This window comes from Bacteroides sp. HPS0048 (assembly GCF_964240755.1).
GTDB lineage: Bacteria > Bacteroidota > Bacteroidia > Bacteroidales > Bacteroidaceae > Bacteroides > Bacteroides nordii.
On the sequence record NZ_CAXSVC010000009.1, the window covers coordinates 48417 to 68174 of the forward strand.

A 19758-nucleotide genomic window follows, 5' to 3' on the forward strand; every position below is an offset into this window, starting at 1 on the left:
AAATTAAACAATTAATATTCAACATTTTACAGGTAACACATGCCACCGATTTTAGCGTTACTTTTACGTTACTATGCGTTACTCTTTCCTCCATACTCTAACCTTTACTCCGTTCCTACTAATAACTTTACTGCCCCACCCCGCAACGCGCATAATTTTAGATATGCGGCTTTGATCTACCTTAGATATAGGCTTGTCTCCTTGTATCGCTAACTCCCAAATTTCTTTTGTAGTAACCTCGGTTTTATCCTCTATGAAGCGTAATACGTCTTCTTCCCATGCATCCGATTCCAGATGATTGCTTTGCATTTCTTTTGCCACCTTTTCTAATTCCCTGTCTAAGTAAAGCGTTTCCCCCTGTGATACCCGTTCTTTGGCTTCTGCCCATATCTGGGCAACAGTCTCGGGCGTAAGATAACTCCATACTTCCGCAGCTGCCTCCTTTCCTTTTGTACACTGTACCGGCCAATAGCGACGATTTCCTGTTTCATCATGTAGGAAGTCGCTTTTGTTATGTGTACCTATAAATATGCTTTGCCGGGGGTGCACTACATCCAGCTCTTTATATGCCCTGCGGTATATATCTTCCGTTCGGCTTATGAACCCTTTCGAGAACTCCGCTTCCGTTTTGTTGAACCCTCTCATTTCCGCGATTTCAAGAATCCAACGCCCCCGCATTATCTCTAAGTTGTCCCGTTTGTCATCCGTTATACGTACGTTGTCGGTAAACCATTTTCCGCCCATCTTAGAAAGGAATGTGCTTTTCCCCGCGCCCTGCTCTCCGATTAACACCAATACATAATCAAACTTCGCTCCTGGCTGATATATCCGTTTTACTGCGGCACAAAAGGGCTTACGTGTTACGGCACGTACATACGGCGTATCTTCTGCACCGAACAGACGAATTAAAAGCTCGTCCAGTCTTTCTACTCCGTCCCATTCTGGCAAATCGTCCAAATACTCTTTTATAGGGTGGTAACTGTGTTCCTGTGACGTAATGTATATTGCGGGCTTAACCGTATCCTTTCCTTTTACGCCGTAGCATTTTTCCATATATCGGCGTATCTGATTTAAGTCGTTATCGTCAAGTTGCCTGGGGTATCTTATTACATCCCTGTCCCACATAAATGGTTTTACGACTTCATCTTTCATCGAATGACTGTTGAGCCTTAATCTCCCTTTTAGATTTTCATCGTTACCGAGTATTATGCAGGCGTTATCTATCGTGCTTTCAACTACATCCGTCTTTCCTATCATGGTAAGACGTTCTACCCAATCGTCCGCCGTGGCCGTTTTACGCGCTTCCCCCTCTATCTCGTCATAGTCATCTGCTGTCGCCATCTCGCGGCGTTGGCGTACGATCTCTTTTTTGACGGGGCCCAGTTTCCCTGCGAATTCAGTCATAGCCTTGTAACTGGGTAACTTCGTAACCTCTGTGCCGCTCTTCGCCTTTTCGTCCAGATCGGCAAACTTATGCAGCCGTACAAGGTCGAACGCGTTACAGAGTATCCCACTCGTGGCGTCGGTGGCGTGATGAGAGAATGCGAACTTATTGTCGTAAACTACTAACCCGCCAGATGTAGATGCCCCGATAAGACTATACCGATTGTTTCCCATTTCCGTACATGGTTCGTACACGTCGTCGAGAAATTCGGCTATCGCCTCTTCGATCGTGTACGCCCGGCAGAAGGCGCCAACTATGCCGCCCTTATCTTCCGGGTCCTCCATCATCTTACCGGACGTCTCATGGTGTACTCTCTCTTTTACCCGGGAAGAAACCGGCCATGTTGTCGGGTCTTTCCAGTTAGGTAGCTCGGCCAGTACTTCGTCCGGGTCCATTATCTTATCGTCGTTGTACTGGAATATGAATTCGCCGTCTTTCGATGTTGACGGGTAATACATAAGGCGCGTAGGTTGGTATGTTGTGTCGTCGAAATAGTCAATACCGAGCCATGACGCGATAATACGCGAAATAGCTTCGTACTCTTCCGGGGATACTTTGCGGCTGAGCGGGATTACAATCCTAAAGCGAGGATCTTCCGGCCGGTGTTTGTGCGTTGTGTACATACAACCCGCATACCCTAACATCCCGAAGTCGATCCACATGTCTATAGGACCAAAATCGACATCCAGGCTAACCGTTTGAAGGTATTCCACGTACCCTTTTTTACGCCTCCCTTCCCGGAGGTATCCACCCACAAAGCCGCCTACGTCCTTAATTTCACATTGGCGATCTTTCGTGTAGCTGAAATATTGTTTAAGGGTTTCGGGCGTCCGTTCAGTCTGTGACAGGGTGTTAACTATATCCTGCCAAGTCACGCGTTTGTTCTGCCACTTCGCTGCACGCCTGGTACTGGCGGTGGCTATATCTAACGTTATATTATATTTTAGACTTATCATATCGACGTATAATAAGGAGACATAAAATGCACACAATTAAAGTAAAAACTAAGGGAACCCACAGCGGAGCGGATATCCACCACCACGAACAGGTGATAACGCCCGTAAGTTTCAGTATCGGGAGAACCCCGAAAAGAAATACAGTTATGATAGTGCTGTAAAATTTCAATTTGTAACTCTTATTCTTCATAAAATTGTTTCATTTAAGTAATAGTCGGTCCATTGTTCTGCCATTGCTTCTGCGATGCCTGGCCAAAAATGAGCGCGTTCTTTAGGGTTACGGGTTGCTACATCCGTGAAATACCTCTTTTTTTTACGCGAAGTATTATCTATCGAAAGTGGTTTAGGCTTAGGCAAAATGTTTGTAGGTTGTAATAGTGGTAGGTTTTTCAACCATAACCACGTAGTTTTTATATGCGGGTCACCAAAGTAATATGGTTGTATTTGCTGACTATATTTAGCTATTACGGGACTGGCGCAACTTTTGGGGTTTTCGAGTGCTATATAGGGTATGGGAGCCTCCCAAAGTGTCGCAAAAAAATTGAGTGCCCGTAGCCTGTCGAAAGTCCTACCCGGTTTATTCCATACTGCAGTACCCGCATAAGAGATAAAATTACATGGAGGGTGCCCTATCATTAAGTCCCATCCTTCTGATAACACAGGTATTACATCTCCCTGTATATGCTTACCTTCTTTTTTAGTTAATTCGGATTCAGTAGGTAGTATATCGCAACTCCACGCGTCCCACCCTAACCTGCTAAAAGCATCTCTAACCGTACCACTATACTCACACGCTATTAAAACCTTCATCATAGCTAACCTCTATTTTTAATCAATCTTTTTTATAATACTTACTTATATATCCATCTCCCTTAAGTGGTAAGCCTTTAGCCCAGTTGGGACCAACGGCCATAATATCATACATAACTGTAAGCGCGTCTTCCGCCTCATTGTCGGGAACTTCGCTCACGATCTCGTCGTGTATGTGCATAAGAATAGGTAAACCCGCATCGTAATATATCCGATACATCGTATCACAAAGACAATCCCGGGCGATGGCCTGGGTTATATTTTCCACTAAAGAGCCGCCGTACGTATCTGTTTTCACCCATACTTTCTTAGTCTGGTCCACGCCCCAGTACGACAGCCGCCCTTTCTCGGCGGAAGCGCCATAATAAGATAGCCGGCGTCCGCTGGGTAACTCTATAAACATGTATCCGCGATCGTATGAAAACTTAAGGCTACAATATTTTTTCTTTAGTACATAACTCGTCTTATTCTTTATCACATGTTTAGCCGCGTTCTCTACCTCACGCCACAGCCTTACTATCCCCGGATTGGCTGAGCGCCAAGCCTTAACAATCGCAGGCAATTCGGATTCATCCAATCCCTCGCGTAAAGCTCCCATCGCAATGAGTGCGCCCACACCTCCCTGATATCCTAATGCGAGAGTTGCTACTTTCCCTTTAGCTCTCAAATCGCTACCGTGAGATATCATATCCAGTGGTACGTTAAACATGTTCGCCGCGGTAGCCTCGTAAATCTTACCGTGTGTGCGAAAAACATCTAATACCCACTCTTCACCGGCTTCCCACGCCAGTACGCGCGCTTCGATCGCGGAAAAATCTGATACTACAAGGCTGTGGCCTTCTGACGCCACCAGAGCCGTACGGGTTAATCGGCTAATAACGTCCGGCACGTCTTCATAGAGAAGATCGGCAAAGCCGTATCTCACCGCTTCACGTGCTACGTCTAAATCTTTTTTGAGAGTCTTTTTTAAATTCTGAGGTTGTACTCCACGTCCGGAGAAACGTCCTGTACGATTGGCTCCATAAAACTGTATCTGCCCGCGGATACGCCCGTCTCTCTGCCTGTAGGCTAACATGGTATCGTATTTGCTTATTGATGTCTTTGACGCGAATTGTCGTAACCGTAACACCTTCTTCACTTGATCCGGGAGAAATTCGTCGTCGAGCGCGTCAGATAGATACTCTTTACCTAAGCTGTGTACCTCGTGCCCCAGTTCTTTGAATAGCCATTTCTTTAGCTGAGTAAGGCTGTTCGGGTTATCCACACCTGTTATACTTACTATCTCGTCGTGTACCTTCTTTGTAAAATATTCGTTAGCCTCAATAGCGGCATTTATAAATTCGCTGTCTACGGTTATGCCAGTCTCATTTATTATCTGGTCCAAAACCCAGTACTGGCGTTCTCGTTCAGGAAGACCGGGAAACCGGGATATGTATTTATAAATTTCTTTTTCCGTGCGTACGTCCTGTGCATTGTATTCTTTAAACTCGGCCCATTTTTCGGGATCGTGTTCAGGCAGGTTCTGAGTACGGCCGCCGTTCTTTTTAGTCGGTTTACACGGTTTACAGAAGTATGTTATTAAGGCTTTACCGCGAGCGTCTTTCTGCTGGCTAAGTCCTAATACCTTACTCACCTCTCCCAAGCTAAGAGGGAGGCCCAGATACGCCGCTGCGATCATGGTACAATACCATTGCTTTAGAATTAGACTAATGCCGTAGTAAGTTTTGATACAGACATATTCAAAATTCGCGTTGTGGGCGATCTTTAGTACATTAGAATCGATAAATGCTAACCAGACATCGGCGGGTATACTCTCTCCCGGATAAGTGTCATTCGTCATGTCCAGCGCGGTTGTCGGACCGTCGTCCCAACTATAGGCGAAAAGTATAATACTAAACGTAGGGTCCTCGGCGTAACGATATACCCCTACGTCCCCTACGTCTAACTTACAACGTGTCTCTATGTCTATATGTAAATGCCTCATAATGTTATGTAATTAATTTCAGATACTCGTTTTACGCTCTTTATTAATCTTCTGTGCTCTCCGTTCATAATCCCACCCATTGAGTCGGTATACTTCCTTTAACGCGTCCTCTTTCGTTTGTCGGTCGTCTACCTTTGTCGAACTTCCGTCCCCGTCATCACGGTAGATATTATAATGCCCGAAACGTGGAGCACAATAGTATTTAGGTTTACTCATTTCTAATTTTCATTTCTTTCTTTATTGGTTATTTTGATATTTATATTTATATTCGCATCAGCACAGTGACTGAATGGAAAGGTTTTTATTTGAGGGTTCGAATCCCTTCTGTGTTAGGCGATATTGCCGAATTAACTTAATATTTAAAGTTATGGTAGACCTTGTAATGATATTGAATGTCGTTGCGTGTGTCTTCACCATAATATCAAATTATGAGAATGTCGAGAAGACATTAAAGAAGGCATACGCTGCATTGAAGGGGGAGGAAACTCCTCCTTCTCTTATTTTATTAAGTCTATTTTACCCATATCTTTTGTTATGAATTAAGTTTTTCAATAAATCCGTTCAATAGCTCGCAGTGACCGCCAACCCACCGAACAACCACCTTTTTTTAGCTCTTTTTCTCTTTTCTCTGTAAACTCTGTAATTGGAGTTTGGCCTTTTCCGGGTCAAACGCATAGTTTTCGCATTCACGGCAATTCGTCATAACGAGAAGTAGCGGGAATAATAACCCGTGCTTACAGCCCCTTCCGTATTCGTCCAATGCAGATTGACAAGTATCGCATCTGTAGATGTCTTGTACACAAGTTACGCCCATATATTTGTCTCCTTTCCTATCTTAATATACATCCATAATAGCAGTTTCAGAAACAGAGCCGATCTTATAATCAGCCATTGTCCCCTTCATTCCTTCGTCGAGCTTTTTCACCGCGTCACGAAGATCGGACGCCTGTACCAATACCTGCGTGGACGTTCTTTTTTCCGCGCCGCTTTTCTCGTCCAAAGTGATAAAGATAAGTTTACACTTAAACCAACGATCGGCCGCCTCTTCTTCACAAAAAAATAGTTCGCTATAATTAGCCCGTTTTATATCGGAAATAGTAAATTCACCGGAGATAAACGGGAGCATTTCTTCTACTATATTGTTTTCAGCTTCCGTAAAAGTAAGGGCCTTAACGATATAAGGTTCGGTCACCTTTTTCGTCGTTCCGTTGTCCTGTACCTTCTCATATTTTATTTTACATTCAAACAGTGTACTCATATTTATAGGGTATTAAAGAGGGCGACAAACCGCCGCCCGTTATTTTACAACATGTCGTCGTCTTCGTCGTAATCGTCCGGATCGGCTTCGAAACCTCCCAGGCGCTCGCCTTCTTCCATCTTCATAAGACTGTTGAGGTAAAAGCCAAAGCCCTTAGACTTATTATTGAAAGGATAACATACGATGACCCCACGACAATAACATCCGCTGTATACTTCGTCCAGGTCTATTATCTCCTGTTTGTCGGTATCAAATACTTTCGGTTGACTCTTTGAGGCCGCCTTTAAAAAGTAACAGTCTTCGTACTCCACTGCTTCTGGATGGTCTTCCAACCATTCATCGCCATCTCGTAAAGGGTTCCATAGCTTTGGGCTGCTCAACGGTAAACCTTTGAATAGGCTTTCCTTATTAGCTACATAAGCGGCTTTAATGGCGGCCTTTATCTTATCCACGTCCGTACTATCCTTTTTTATTAAAAAGGTAACGTCGTACTTCTTGTCACCGTCTTCTTCAAAACTTGACGGTTCTTTTACATGTACATAACTTACGCGATGTGTACCTAATACCACTTTAAGCGGATTCTTTTTTTCTTTATCCTTTGCCATATCGTTTAATATTTAATCTTTGTACGGTAATCTTATTTCTACCGGATGCGTAGGCGGCCGTACAGTAACCTTTACATCCGTTATCACTACGCTACGCTTACGTACCCATTTTACGGTACCGGCGTACTGCCCGAACGTACCAGGCTCTAAATACCTTACCTGGTAGCTTTTTTCACTCTCACCAATTATTTCTACCTTAATGGAATGAGACGTATATCCGCCCTGATAATTGCTTAGTCTGTAATGGTACGTTGCTGTTTTCATAATAAATCGTTTAATTCTTTTTCCTCGTCTGTCTCAAAGTTGCGGTTAAAACGAATATCCGATATTAAACGTATTTTGTACGGTCTATCGGAGTCTCCTGTAGGTAAGTAGTTACCGCTCTCGTCAAGTTCATAGCAAGCGGCGATACGCCCGCCAGGATACACCTCAATACATTCGTACTTTTGTCCGTCCAGTTCGAAAGTCTGTAGCGGCTCTAAATCATTAAGTTTCATTTTTTCCCATCTTTTTCCTTTTGTGCACGTTTCCGCGCGGTTATTAACCGGCCTAATTGTATCCCCACATGTACCAGGTCTTGCGAGGTTTGCAGGGCCATATCCAACATATATCCGAATTCCTCCCCGGATATATCCGACTGAACGTATGCCCGTCCCCCGTCCGGAGCTTTAGGCTGGCGGTCCACTACCCCAAGAAAGTATTTAACCCCCTCGGCTTTCAGGGCTTCGCCCGCATCATCTAATATTTTATTAATCCGTTCTTGCTTCGTCATAATAATTCGTCATATTCATCGTCGTACTCGTCAGCAGCCGAAGCGCCTACCGCCGGGCGATCATCGTCTACGGGTGCTATTTGTACCTTTCCCGGGATAGTCATTACTTCATCTGCAAAAATCTCTTTGAACCGTTTAGGGCCCATCAGTTTCTCGATCGCGGTAAGGGATTTTAAGGAGCTGTCGAAAATTTGATCTTCGTAGCCCTCCCCTATCAGAATATCTACTACATCGTCTTCGTTTTTAAAGGCTCTCCTCCCGCGCCCGGCTACCAGTTTAAACCCTTTCAATGAATTACCGCTTTCCAGGCGTTTAACCGTATCCTCTTCTACTTTCTTAACCCATGATGCGATAAGGGGACCGTAGGTTAGTACAGTTACGATATCCGCGTCTGTCATGGCCCGCTTGTCTTTTATTTTCTTCACATCAGAGAAACGATCGTAGCATGCCTTACACAAGGTAATCGCCTTACAAAACTGGCAATGCTGGCCCGGAACAAACTCCCCCATACCCGCTATGGCTAACCGGCCTTTCGGCTTTGCCTCTGTTTCGGCCCATCTCAGCAGGTCCTCTACCGATATGTACCAGGGCTTTGGGTTATACTCCGATTTGGAACTCGCCCGGGGCTGATATATTAATAGATTCGCGCCCTTTAAAGAATACCCTTTAGCGTGGTAATCATAAACTCCTAATGCGTAACACATCATCTGTTTGTTTGCCGTAGGAGATACACTAACGCCAGCACCGTACTTAAAATCAACCACCCATATATCATTACCTTTTATAAAGGAGGCATCGCACGTTCCGAATTGCAACGGTATATACTTAGACATGTCGTATTCATGTTCGATATAGACGTGTACTCCGCGTGCCAATCCGGCCACGAAAGACGCATACCCTTCGCAATATTCCTGCATTTCAGAACTATAGAGAGGATTATCCTTTATCGCTTTCAAAGTATCATCGTCCACCCGTCCCCCTGTCTTTTCCAGGAGAAGAACCGCCGCTAATTCGTGAGCAAGTGTACCCTCAGCAGCATATAAGTTTTCTTCTTCGGGTATCTGTTCCTCGAATCGAGCAGATGGCGTACAGGCTAACCACCTGTACGCAGCTGACGGACTTAATATAGCATGCCTATCCGCCATTAGTCTAACTCTTCTTCGGGGAATATATCGGTAAGTGCCTCTCCTTTTCCATACCTCGTAAGGGCCTCGTAAAAGTCGTCGTAGCTTTCCGGAGAAAGAGGATTTGTTTTAGAAACACTCGCAGCGTCGAATTGCCCTAATATCCATTTAACATCGGCCCCCTTACGGTTTTTCGTTAGCTTCGTCACTTCCGCTTTAATCTTTTCCAGTTTGGCGTCGTCGTCAAGTTCGGAAAATTCAGGTTCAGCAGATTTTGCCGATGCAGCGGGTTTCTCCGTTTTTGCAGACATAGCCGGTTTCTCTGTTTTTGCGGGTGCAGCTGTTTTTTCGGGTACAGCCGGCTTTTCAGGTTTTACCGATTCTGTGGGTTTTACTGGTACAGTAGGCTTCAGCTCTTTTTCAGGCATTGACTCTACAGGAATTACGGATTTCATTAAACCGAATAAAAGGGCTTTGATTGATTCACCCGCTTCAAATGTTACTGTTACATTAAACATGATTTTAAAAATTTAAATGGTTAATTACTTGCGCTTTTGCGCGTTATTAATGATTCTCATTACGTTCATCAGATTAGCTACTACGAACAGGTAGTATACAATGAAGCCTATTTTCGGCAGTGCGGACGCATCCACAAAAAGCGGCAGTATACTGACTGACAAATACGCTCCTATCCATTTGTTCTTTCTCATAATATATCCTCCCAGTTCTCGGTTTCTTTCGGTGCATACTTCTGTCTCATAGCTTCGCAGGGATCGAGCGTCAGGCTTTCCAGATTCTCCCGGTAGTACTCTTTTATCCACCGGTACAGATCATCCGCGGTTTTCAAAGGGCTGTAAGTATTACAAGGCATGATACGCATTATATCTACGACCAAGCGAAGACACCGCTCACGTAAGGCCTTTTCAGCGTCCAACCGGTAATATTTCCTTCTCATATCAACCTCGCTAATTCCCGTTCAGCCTTTTTCGTCGCGGCTATATCCATACGACTGTAATAGATGGGCGAGTTTTTTGCGGGCCCGCGACGTATGGGAACGATGTTACCTTTTTTGATATGGTATCTCAACCATTGCTCACTACCTGCGATCTTTACCGCTTCCTCGTACTTTACCTCGTCCATCGCAGGATATAACTGACGTGTGATCGCCAATGCCGACAGCTCGGCGGCTTCTGTTATCTGCTGTTTAAGGGTAAATAAATCCATCATATTTTATGCTATACGAGTTACTGTTATTACATCGGTTTTCGCAGATACAGAGAACTTTTTTCCAGTATCGCCGGCAACCGTATACGCAGTGTTACGTACGCTACTGGCCTTCCTTTCCTTTTTTGGAATTGTAAATACTTCGTTAATCTCTAAAGAATCTATACTTCCCCTTACATTAATCCGTTCTTTTTCCATATTTATTTATATATTTGTATCGATATATATTTATATATGCAAATATACACCCAATATTTGGTATAATACACAATATTGTGGTTAATTAATATTAATAAGACCTATTATTATGGATAAAGCAGATGTAAAAAGGATAAGGCAAATATTAGGCCTTACCCAAAAGGAATTAGCCGATAAAATCGGTGTATCAGTGAACACCATACAGAATTATGAAAAAGGAGGAGTTATCCCTGTTTCCAGACAACAAATGCTCATTGCTTTAGAAGAGATGGCAATATCAAAAATTAAAGTTGAAAAGATTGAAATGGATGAGAAGGGTACCGTAATCGCTACCGACAAAAAGGGAGAAAAACACACAGGAAAAGTAATACCTTCCACTTTTAATGAAAAAGAAGAATTAAATATAAATGATTTTTTGTCTGCCTTACATAGAAAAGACGCTCAAATGGATAAATTAATAGCCTTGTTAGAAAGCCAACAGCGTACTATAGAAAATCTAACAAATCAAAAAGATACTGCGGTCACTGCATAAATTGTGCATGTAAAAGTAATAAAATTATTAGAATGACGCCGAAATAAAAAAAATTTATCTCATAAAAAGTCAAATTAAAACGATGAAAAATACATTATTTTATTTAGTTGCGGCCTTTTTATGTACCGCCTGTTCAACCAATGAAGATAAGATAAAAAACACCGTAGAAAACTATCTCAAAGAAAATTTAGACGACTTCGGTAGATACGAATCCGTGTCATGGGAGGAACCCCAGGAAATCGACAGTATAGTAAAATACGACTGGCGATATAATGCACAAATAAATAATCTCAATATGTGTTCTAAAAGAATTACGGATTTAGAGTCGAACCTAAAGGTCTATCAAGATAAAAGAGACACCCTCTCAAATAACTATAAAGAACTTATCTCACAAAAAGAAGACGGTATCAACAGGTATGGAGAAGCTCAAAAATCACTTTCCGATTTTTGTAAAAACTATCCGTATGTTAAGGGTTGGTCTATCAAACACTCCTATCGAGCGCCTAACAAATCTGGAGTTTTAGAATTGCAAAAGGAAACATTCTATATAACAGACGATTTTTCTAAGATAGTGAACAAATAATATGGCGAACGGGAGTTATATGAACGAAACAGAGATAATCGATAAAATGTTAGCGTTTGACGCAGAGAAAAACCCAACCGGCAAAGGCTTCATATCCCCGTCCATGCTGTTTGATTCGATCGGTGTACCCGAAAATATAAGATCGGGCTTATTACGTGGCGTATTAGAATTAAATTTATTCGAATATAACTCCCCAAAGACAGGCATACGAGCCACCCATGTTGGAAGAAGAATATACGAGACCGGCGGGTATAAGAAAACTAAGAGAAATGAAAAAATGGCTGATTGGTTCGATAAAATTATTAAGATTATTAGTATAAAATAGCTTCATAATCATTCGCATTACAATCTCCCGTCCGTATATATTCGATTAGCCTGTCCGCCATCCCTATTGTAGAATCATCCAACGGTCTTTTATAATCGGGTAATTTTTCCGATTTTAAGAACTGACACGATGGCCTGTGATGTTGATTAGATAAGAGCAAAGTTATTATCTTTTCTCTCAACTCTTGTTCCGGTTTACTATCTATTTTCTTCTGCGTTTCCATATCTTTTTTACTTAAAGACAAAAAACATTCGGAACGTCTTAACCGATATACAACAATTCCAATTCGGACCAGTCGAACAGGTCCAGTACCTTTTTATTTGCGTCCCAGATGACCGTCCAATCCTTATCTATGTAGATATCGGTAATTCGCATCTCCTTATCTACATGGTTAAGGGCTTCGTGTACAGTGGCCTTGTCAATTCCTACGGCCGCCGATCTGGCGATAGTGGCCCAACTATGGCGGGCAGCGTAAAAGGTAAGCCCTTCGACCCCTATTTCCTTTCCGATCTCTTTTAATCCTTCATTTATGATTTTATTAAACGTCTTACAGCTGGAATAGTGAGACGCGAAGTTAAAGTATTTGTCTGTCCCTCGATATTTATTAATTAATTCCGTAGCGCAGTATTCTACTCTTACCCGCATTTCCGCTTTATCATCGCGACGGGTAGCAGTCTTTTTGCGATTATAGATAAGTACACCGTCTTTCGGTGGAAGCGCGTAGTACATATCCGCACTATTTATTCCTATGAACATGAACGATAACAGAAAACAGTCTTTCGCGAGATTATATGCGGACCATTTTCCGGGCAATTCCGGCCTGTATGGCAAGTCTATTATACTTTGTATCATTTCAACAGAAATGGCCCTTTTGCGAGTCCTCGGCTGCGCTTTGATTTTGAAATGCACGAACGGAGAATACGGTATGTTGATTATCCCCCTGTCTTCATCGTTAAACTCTTCTTTAGCCTGGTTATATAACGCGCGAATACAGGAAAGGTATAAAGATACAGCTCGCGCGCCCTTCTTCTCCTCCTCTTTACCTGTAACCTTTTTACGGTTATTTCCTCGCCGGGACGGTTCGGATTCTATAAATTTTTCAAATCCACGTAAAAAAGAGGCGTTGATCTCCGATATATCTAATTCATCACGCGCAATAAACCGGCGCAATAAATTTAAGGCGGACTCATAAATCATGGCTGTACCCTTTGACAGCCCCTGAATTTTAGTTTCAGCGTATTTTATAAAATCTAACCGAAAAGTACTTCCACCCTGTAAGACGAATTTCAATCTTTCGATCAAAACAGCGATCGGCATTGAAAGAATTTCACTACCCATATTGTTACAGGCGTCTCTACACTTTTTTATCAGTTCGTTACTGATATCGATTATCCGCTGATTCTTTATTTTCAGGCCACGAGTAAGGTCATCAGAAGTCGCAAAAAGATTCGTAGATATACGCCGAACCTCTTTGTTATGTGTAACGCGGATACGTACATTATACGTTCCATCCTTACGTTTATTTTGTATCTCAGATTTAAAAGTCGGCATTCTATGTCAATTATACGTCAATTTTGCAGGGCAAATATAGTTAAAAGTAACCGAAAGTAACCCGAAAATTTTGATATAAAAAAATGGCCGATCTTATAAAGACCGGCCAAAATGCCTAAAATCAGCTACTTTTTAGGCAAAATACTTGCATATTCGGAATAATATCCTCATTTTTGCAACGCTTTTCGAAAAAGGGGGGTTAGCTCATCTGGCTAGAGCGCAACACTGGCAGTGTTGAGGTGATCGGTTCGAGTCCGATACTCTCCACCTCTTCTAAAGGTTATACAGCATAGTTTTTGTATCTTTCTATATTAATCACAAATATAAGTTATCATTATTACTAAGTCCTAAAGAACAATTTGGTATTAGAAGCACTATCAGATACTTTCATCAAGAGTTTTAAAGAAAGAAATATCATCATAAAAAATATTTCATTCATCTATAGATTGATTATAACTCTAAATTTTATAGTTTTGGAGCCTACAATTCAAACCACTTTTTTCATTTATAACAGAGAATAAGTAACTACCTCCACCCAAAAATTTCTATATAACAAGGCCCGTAAACTACTGAAAAAAAAGAGGGTGTCTAAAAATGAAGTGCACCTCTTAAAGATACTAATTTGAAAGCTAATCACAACTCTGCTCTTCAGATTGCATCTCATTCTACAGTTGCCAAAGATCTTAAATCAAAAATAAATCATAACTATACCTATAGTTCATTTAATACCATCAAGCATAAATTAACATTACAGAATATCAACGCACTACATTATCCATCATAACACTCATTTGTTAAAACAGTAATTACACAATCACAGAACAAATAAGCCATTGGAACGTTCCAATTTAAATTAGTAGATTAGGATTACAATACTTAATTATATAAAGTCATGAAAATAATAATAGCAATTATCATAGCAATAACTATATTCGCACTGATAAAATCAGCAATAAAAGCCAATAAGGTAAAGAAAGAAATAGATATTGTTTCTCCACCAGACAATGATGCGGAAAACAATAAAGAACAAATGAACAAAAAAGGATAAAAAATCAATTGAAAATCACCACTGATCGTTCTGATAAAGGTTTTCACTCGGTCTGAAAAAGAAACTCCTTCTATTCAAACCGACGAAAACATACGCATAAACAAAATACCTGTTCATCATCACAAGATACTCATATAACAGTATTTACAGTATAAATCTAATTATTTTTCTGCCCACTCAAGGATCACAGGACTCTTCACATTTACCCCAAACAAATGTGCCTTTGCCAGTATATTACGTGCCAACTGCGCTTTATACTCTTCAGGAGCATACCGGAAATAAGCTTCTGCCGCTCTTACATGGGCAGCATCATGAATAGGAAATTCCCGTAATTCAGGTATTCCAAACTCTGAAGTATCCAACTCTTTTCGTTCACTCGTTGTCAGCTTATCAGATGACATTTTATGCATTTCACTCATAATGATTCATTTTTATTGTTACATATTACACAGCGTAACAGAAAACAGATCTATAAAGATTGGCGAATAAAGCAATATTAAGAAACAAGTGAGTTGTCGAAGAAGAAAAGAAGCATTCTCTCAGAAGAAGAACAAAGAATTAAATAAATCAAAAGGCTAACAAAAAAAAAGGCTATCTATCCCAGACAGCCAATCTTTGTTAACCTTAAATCTAATACTATGAAAAACACAGTACAAAGATACGGACTTTCAGGACACTTGCAAATATTCTGCATATATTTGTAAGAATTATAACATCGTTTAATAGATATCAGAAATTTATTAACACTTCAATAAGATATTCATAAAAACAATAGCCTGTTTGGAAGCTGAATAAGATAAAAACCACTATCTTTGCAACGTTTTATACTGTAAAATAACAATAAACCAAAGATATGATAGCTAAGATTAACCAACTTCTCGAAGAAGTTGAAGCACTGAAAGCCACCAATGCAGAAGAACTTGAAGCACTCCGTATCAAGTATCTCAGTAAGAAAGGAGCCATCAATGACCTAATGGCTGACTTTCGTAATGTAGCGGCTGAGCAGAAGAAAGAAGTCGGCATGAGACTGAATGAACTAAAAACAAAAGCATTAGATAAAATCAATGCACTGAAAGAACAGTTTGAAAGTCAGGATAATGGCGCATGCGAACTGGACTTGACCCGTTCAGCTTATCCCGTAGAGTTGGGAACACGTCACCCACTCTCTATCGTAAAGAACGAAATTATTGATATTTTCGCCCGTTTGGGATTTAGCATTGCCGAAGGTCCGGAAATAGAGGACGACTGGCATGTATTTTCAGCACTGAACTTTGCTGAAGATCATCCGGCACGTGACATGCAAGATACTTTCTTCATCGAATCACACCCGGATATTTTGCTACGCACACATACTTCTTCTGTACAAACACGGGTTATGGAAGTGTCGCAACCTCCTATCCGTATCATTTGCCCGGGACGTGTATACCGTAACGAAGCTATCAGCTACCGTGCGCATTGTTTCTTTCATCAGGTAGAGGCACTGTATGTGGATAAAAATGTATCGTTCACAGACTTAAAACAAGTATTATTGCTCTTCGCCAAAGAAATGTTTGGTGCAGATACAAAAATCCGTCTGCGTCCGTCATACTTCCCGTTCACTGAGCCAAGTGCAGAAATGGATATCAGTTGCAATATCTGTGGCGGTAAAGGATGTCCGTTCTGTAAACACACCGGCTGGGTAGAAATTCTGGGTTGTGGTATGGTAGATCCGAATGTGCTCGAATCTAATGGAATAGATAGTAAAGTATATAGCGGATATGCTCTTGGTATGGGTGTCGAACGTATCACAAACTTAAAATACCAGGTAAAAGACTTACGTATGTTCTCAGAAAATGATACACGATTCCTGAAAGAATTCGAAGCAGCCTATTAAATTTACAATTGGACAATTTACAATTTACGATTAAAAAGACTTTGATTTATCAGTAAATCAGGTAGACATCGAAATTTGTAAATTGTCCAATTTGTTATAAAAGACACAGTCTTAGAAGCAGCAACTTCAATCGTAAATTGTAAATCGTCAAATCGTAAATATAAAGATTGTAATGAAAGACAGGCTCGTTACTCCCGGATATTGCCTTATACTAATGGCAAACTTCCTTTTGTATTTTGCCTTCTATCTGATACTTCCCATCCTTCCTTTTTATCTGACTGAGATTTTCCATACCGGAAATGCGGCAATAGGAGTTATTCTGTCGTGTTACACCATTGCATCACTCTGTATCCGTCCGTTCTCCGGTTATTTACTGGATACATTATCCCGAAAACCTCTTTACCTGATTGCTTATTTCATTTTTATTTCCATATTTGCCGGATACATGCTGGCAGGGGTATTGACCTTATTCGTCATGCTACGCATAGCGCATGGATTAGCATTCGGTATGGTCACAGTGGCCGGAAACACGATCGTAATTGACATTACTCCCTCATCACGCCGGGGTGAAGCGGTAGGATACTATGGATTAATGAATAATACGGCAATGAGTTTCGGTCCCATGACAGGACTGTTCATGCACGATGCCTATTCATTTGAAACAATCTTTCTCTGTTCCTTTATTGCAGGAATATTAGGATTTATCGCTGCCTGCCTTGTGAAAACTCCTCCTAAACAATCCGTAAAACGAGAACCATTATCATTAGACCGCTTTGTATTAATAAAAGGAATACCTGCCGGTATAGCCCTATTACTGCTCTCTATTCCTTACGGAATGACAAGTACCTACATAGCAATGTATGCCAAAGAGATAGGTATTACACTGAGTTCAGGGTTATTTTTCACCTTTATGGCAGTAGGTATGGCCGTTTCACGTATGTTCTCAGGCCGACAAGTAGACAAAGGACGCATCACACAGGTTATCACCTTAGGACTATATCTGGTATCAATCTGCTTCTTCTTTCTTGCAGGTTGTGACAAGCTGATGAAAATAAGCCCCGAACTCACCGAAGTGCTCTTCTTTATAATCGCATTGTTATTAGGAGTAGGCTTTGGCACAATGTTTCCGGCATTCAATACTCTATTTGTCAACCTGGCACCCAACAGCCAACGCGGTACAGCTACCTCTACCTACCTCACCTCCTGGGATGTAGGTATCGGTATCGGACTTACAGCCGGAGGTTATATTGCCCAGCTGACTTCTTTTGATATGGCATATCTCTTTGGTGCCTGCCTGACAGTAGTTTCTATTTTTTATTTCAAACTGAAAGTGGCTCCTCACTATCATAAAAACAAATTACGATGAGAAAAAAAGAACGTTATGAGAAAGTAATCGCCTGGTTTCAGGAAAATGTACCCGTGGCAGAAACGGAACTGCATTACAACAATCCGTTCGAACTGCTGATCTCCGTCATCTTGTCTGCGCAATGCACAGACAAGCGCGTGAATATGATTACTCCACCACTCTTTCACGACTTCCCTACCCCGGAAGCATTGGCTGCCAGCACGCCAGAAGTTATATTTGAATATATCCGCAGTGTTTCTTATCCCAATAATAAAGCCAAACACCTGGTAGGTATGGCAAAAATGCTGGTGAAAGACTTTAATAGTGAAGTCCCCGGCACACTGGAAGAACTGGTGAAACTACCCGGCGTAGGACGAAAAACCGCCAATGTCATCCAGTCTGTTGTATTCAACAAGGCAGCAATGGCAGTAGATACCCATGTTTTCCGTGTAAGCCACCGCATCGGATTAGTAGGTGCGAACCATACTACTCCTTTTAGTGTTGAAAAGGAGTTAATGAAAAATATCCCTGAGAAACTGGTACCAATTGCCCATCATTGGTTAATCCTTCACGGGAGATACGTCTGCCAGGCACGTACCCCCAAATGTGACACCTGTGGTTTGCAAATGATGTGTAAATATTTTCAAGAAGCCAAAATTAAGTAGCAAGTAGTCAGAATTAAAGCCAAATGCCTACTAAATTCTAACTACCGACTGGTATATTCTAAAAAATTAATAGTAACTTTGCGGGCACTGAAAAAAGAAAAACTAACACTTTTAAATAATAGAGTATTATGACAATAGACAAATTCAACTTTGCTGGTAAAAAGGCATTCGTTCGCGTTGACTTCAACGTACCCTTGGACGAAAACTTCAACATTACAGACGACACACGTATTCGTGCAGCTCTTCCTACTCTGAAGAAGATTTTAGCAGATGGTGGCAGTGTAATCATCGGTTCTCACTTGGGACGTCCGAAAGGCGTTGCTGATAAGTTCTCTCTGAAACACATTGTTAAGCATGTATCAGACTTGTTAGGTGTAGAAGTTCAATTTGCAAACGACTGCATGGGCGAAGAAGCTGCTGTCAAAGCTGCTGCTCTGCAACCGGGCGAAGTGTTATTGCTCGAAAACCTCCGATTCTATGCTGAAGAAGAAGGCAAACCAAGAGGACTTGCTGACGATGCAACAGATGAAGAAAAAGCTGCAGCCAAGAAAGCTGTAAAAGAAAGCCAGAAAGAATTTACAAAGAAATTGGCTTCTTATGCTGACTGTTATGTAAACGATGCATTCGGTACTGCTCACCGTGCACACGCTTCTACAGCTCTGATTGCTAAATACTTCGACAAGGATAACAAAATGTTTGGTTACCTGATGGAGAAAGAAGTAAAGGCAGTAGATAAAATATTAAATGACATCCAACGTCCGTTCACTGCTATCATGGGTGGCTCTAAAGTTTCTTCAAAGATCGAAATCATTGAGAACCTGCTGAACAAGGTTGATAACCTGATTATCACCGGCGGTATGACTTATACATTCACCAAAGCTCAGGGTGGCCAAATCGGTCTGTCTATCGTAGAAGATGACAAACTTGATCTTGCTTTGGATCTGATGAAGAAAGCAAAAGAAAAAGGAGTTAATCTGGTATTGGCTGTAGATGCTAAGATCGCTGACTCTTTCTCTAATGATGCTAACACTAAATTCTGTGCCGTAAACGAAATTCCTGACGGATGGGAAGGTCTTGACATCGGTCCGAAGTCAGAAGAAATCTTCGCTGAAGTTATCAAGAATTCTAAAACAATTCTTTGGAATGGCCCAACAGGTGTATTTGAATTCGAAAACTTCACTCACGGTTCTCGCACAGTAGGCGAAGCTATCGTTGAAGCTACCAAGAAAGGTGCTTTCTCACTCGTAGGTGGCGGCGACTCTGTAGCTTGTGTTAACAAGTTCGGATTGGCCGATGGTGTTTCTTATGTTTCTACAGGTGGTGGTGCACTGCTTGAAGCAATCGAAGGAAAAGTACTTCCGGGTATTGCTGCTATCGAAGAATAATAAAAAACATCTTCATTATAATATAAAAGGCAGCTCTTTTTTCATACAAAAAAGAGTTGCCTTTTTCCTTTCCGAT

The 19758-nt window shown here is 41.5% G+C and carries 26 protein-coding genes and 1 tRNA gene; 9 read left to right on the forward strand and 18 right to left on the reverse strand.

Annotated features, from left to right (window positions below):
- Positions 1-78 precede the first annotated feature (78 nt).
- From ACESQI_RS09310 to ACESQI_RS09380, 15 genes are all read right to left on the reverse strand, one after another.
- Positions 79-2400 (reverse strand): VapE domain-containing protein, encoded by a 2322-nt coding sequence (locus tag ACESQI_RS09310; RefSeq protein WP_373125893.1) that lies wholly within the window; start codon positions 2398-2400, stop codon positions 79-81.
- A 186-nt stretch (positions 2401-2586) separates the two neighbouring features.
- The gene (locus ACESQI_RS09315; protein ID WP_373125894.1) at positions 2587-3213 is read right to left on the reverse strand and encodes a hypothetical protein; all 627 of its coding nucleotides are present in this window, start codon (positions 3211-3213) and stop codon (positions 2587-2589) included.
- A gap of 19 nt (positions 3214-3232) precedes the next feature.
- Entirely contained in the window at positions 3233-5194 is a 1962-nt protein-coding gene (locus tag ACESQI_RS09320) for a DNA polymerase (RefSeq protein ID WP_373125895.1), read from the reverse strand.
- Positions 5195-5212: 18 nt separating this feature from the next.
- On the reverse strand, positions 5213-5410 hold the full coding sequence (locus tag ACESQI_RS09325) for a hypothetical protein (protein ID WP_007486293.1): 198 nt from the start codon (positions 5408-5410) through the stop codon (positions 5213-5215).
- Between the two features lie 619 nt (positions 5411-6029).
- Positions 6030-6458: a DUF4494 domain-containing protein gene (locus ACESQI_RS09330; RefSeq protein ID WP_044166601.1), complete on the reverse strand. Its 429-nt coding sequence runs from the start codon at positions 6456-6458 to the stop codon at positions 6030-6032.
- A 38-nt stretch (positions 6459-6496) separates the two neighbouring features.
- Complete coding sequence (locus ACESQI_RS09335) at positions 6497-7057, reverse strand: DUF2815 family protein (RefSeq protein WP_007486287.1); 561 nt, start codon at positions 7055-7057, stop codon at positions 6497-6499.
- 12 nt (positions 7058-7069) lie between these two features.
- Positions 7070-7321 carry a hypothetical protein gene (locus ACESQI_RS09340; RefSeq protein WP_373125897.1) on the reverse strand — a complete coding sequence of 84 codons (252 nt, stop codon included), beginning with the start codon at positions 7319-7321 and terminating at the stop codon, positions 7070-7072.
- Positions 7318-7554 (reverse strand): hypothetical protein, encoded by a 237-nt coding sequence (locus ACESQI_RS09345; RefSeq protein WP_007486283.1) that lies wholly within the window; start codon positions 7552-7554, stop codon positions 7318-7320. Before ACESQI_RS09345 ends, ACESQI_RS09340 begins: the two co-directional genes overlap by 4 nt.
- Positions 7551-7829 carry a hypothetical protein gene (locus ACESQI_RS09350; RefSeq protein WP_373125899.1) on the reverse strand — a complete coding sequence of 93 codons (279 nt, stop codon included), beginning with the start codon at positions 7827-7829 and terminating at the stop codon, positions 7551-7553. Before ACESQI_RS09350 ends, ACESQI_RS09345 begins: the two co-directional genes overlap by 4 nt.
- Entirely contained in the window at positions 7826-8974 is a 1149-nt protein-coding gene (locus tag ACESQI_RS09355; protein ID WP_373125901.1) for a DUF2800 domain-containing protein, read from the reverse strand. Before ACESQI_RS09355 ends, ACESQI_RS09350 begins: the two co-directional genes overlap by 4 nt.
- Positions 8974-9471, reverse strand: coding sequence for a hypothetical protein (locus tag ACESQI_RS09360; RefSeq protein WP_373125903.1), 498 nt, complete (start codon positions 9469-9471; stop codon positions 8974-8976). Before ACESQI_RS09360 ends, ACESQI_RS09355 begins: the two co-directional genes overlap by 1 nt.
- Positions 9472-9495: 24 nt before the next feature.
- The gene (locus ACESQI_RS09365) at positions 9496-9663 is read right to left on the reverse strand and encodes a hypothetical protein (protein WP_289291394.1); all 168 of its coding nucleotides are present in this window, start codon (positions 9661-9663) and stop codon (positions 9496-9498) included.
- Entirely contained in the window at positions 9660-9908 is a 249-nt protein-coding gene (locus tag ACESQI_RS09370; protein ID WP_373125905.1) for a hypothetical protein, read from the reverse strand. Before ACESQI_RS09370 ends, ACESQI_RS09365 begins: the two co-directional genes overlap by 4 nt.
- On the reverse strand, positions 9905-10180 hold the full coding sequence (locus ACESQI_RS09375) for a hypothetical protein (protein ID WP_373125907.1): 276 nt from the start codon (positions 10178-10180) through the stop codon (positions 9905-9907). The genes ACESQI_RS09370 and ACESQI_RS09375 overlap by 4 nt, the downstream gene beginning before the upstream one ends.
- Positions 10181-10183: 3 nt before the next feature.
- Positions 10184-10375, reverse strand: coding sequence for a hypothetical protein (locus tag ACESQI_RS09380; protein ID WP_373125909.1), 192 nt, complete (start codon positions 10373-10375; stop codon positions 10184-10186).
- 109 nt (positions 10376-10484) lie between these two features.
- Between ACESQI_RS09380 and ACESQI_RS09385 the strand changes: the two genes are divergently transcribed.
- From ACESQI_RS09385 to ACESQI_RS09395, 3 genes are all read left to right on the forward strand, one after another.
- The gene (locus tag ACESQI_RS09385) at positions 10485-10907 is read left to right on the forward strand and encodes a helix-turn-helix domain-containing protein (RefSeq protein WP_373125911.1); all 423 of its coding nucleotides are present in this window, start codon (positions 10485-10487) and stop codon (positions 10905-10907) included.
- 82 nt (positions 10908-10989) lie between these two features.
- A complete protein-coding gene (locus tag ACESQI_RS09390) occupies positions 10990-11490 on the forward strand; it encodes a hypothetical protein (protein WP_373125913.1) in 501 nt (166 codons plus the stop codon).
- 19 nt (positions 11491-11509) lie between these two features.
- Positions 11510-11815, forward strand: coding sequence for a hypothetical protein (locus tag ACESQI_RS09395; protein WP_373125915.1), 306 nt, complete (start codon positions 11510-11512; stop codon positions 11813-11815).
- Here the strand turns inward: ACESQI_RS09395 and ACESQI_RS09400 are convergent.
- Complete coding sequence (locus ACESQI_RS09400) at positions 11802-12038, reverse strand: hypothetical protein (RefSeq protein ID WP_007486271.1); 237 nt, start codon at positions 12036-12038, stop codon at positions 11802-11804. The genes ACESQI_RS09395 and ACESQI_RS09400 overlap by 14 nt on opposite strands.
- Before the next feature lie 38 nt (positions 12039-12076).
- Positions 12077-13366, reverse strand: a complete 1290-nt coding sequence (locus ACESQI_RS09405) for a phage integrase SAM-like domain-containing protein (protein WP_237977294.1) — start codon at positions 13364-13366, stop codon at positions 12077-12079.
- Positions 13367-13559: 193 nt separating this feature from the next.
- Between ACESQI_RS09405 and ACESQI_RS09410 the strand changes: the two genes are divergently transcribed.
- Both ACESQI_RS09410 and ACESQI_RS09415 read left to right on the forward strand, forming a co-directional pair.
- Positions 13560-13633 (forward strand) — tRNA-Ala (locus ACESQI_RS09410).
- A gap of 625 nt (positions 13634-14258) precedes the next feature.
- Positions 14259-14414, forward strand: coding sequence for a hypothetical protein (locus tag ACESQI_RS09415; RefSeq protein WP_195660621.1), 156 nt, complete (start codon positions 14259-14261; stop codon positions 14412-14414).
- 161 nt (positions 14415-14575) lie between these two features.
- On the opposite strand, the gene ACESQI_RS09420 is transcribed toward ACESQI_RS09415, so the two are convergent.
- Entirely contained in the window at positions 14576-14833 is a 258-nt protein-coding gene (locus ACESQI_RS09420) for a hypothetical protein (protein WP_002561122.1), read from the reverse strand.
- A 434-nt stretch (positions 14834-15267) separates the two neighbouring features.
- On the opposite strand from ACESQI_RS09420, the gene ACESQI_RS09425 reads away from it, so the two are divergent.
- The 4 genes from ACESQI_RS09425 (at position 15268) to pgk (ending at position 19682) form a co-directional block, all read left to right on the forward strand.
- The gene (locus tag ACESQI_RS09425; protein ID WP_002561121.1) at positions 15268-16287 is read left to right on the forward strand and encodes a phenylalanine--tRNA ligase subunit alpha; all 1020 of its coding nucleotides are present in this window, start codon (positions 15268-15270) and stop codon (positions 16285-16287) included.
- Positions 16288-16459: 172 nt separating this feature from the next.
- A complete protein-coding gene (locus ACESQI_RS09430) occupies positions 16460-17653 on the forward strand; it encodes an MFS transporter (RefSeq protein ID WP_002561120.1) in 1194 nt (397 codons plus the stop codon).
- On the forward strand, positions 17650-18297 hold the full coding sequence (gene nth / locus ACESQI_RS09435) for an endonuclease III (RefSeq protein WP_002561119.1): 648 nt from the start codon (positions 17650-17652) through the stop codon (positions 18295-18297). Before ACESQI_RS09430 ends, nth begins: the two co-directional genes overlap by 4 nt.
- A 125-nt stretch (positions 18298-18422) precedes the next feature.
- Positions 18423-19682, forward strand: a complete 1260-nt coding sequence (pgk, locus tag ACESQI_RS09440) for a phosphoglycerate kinase (RefSeq protein WP_279209210.1) — start codon at positions 18423-18425, stop codon at positions 19680-19682.
- Positions 19683-19758 lie beyond the last annotated feature (76 nt).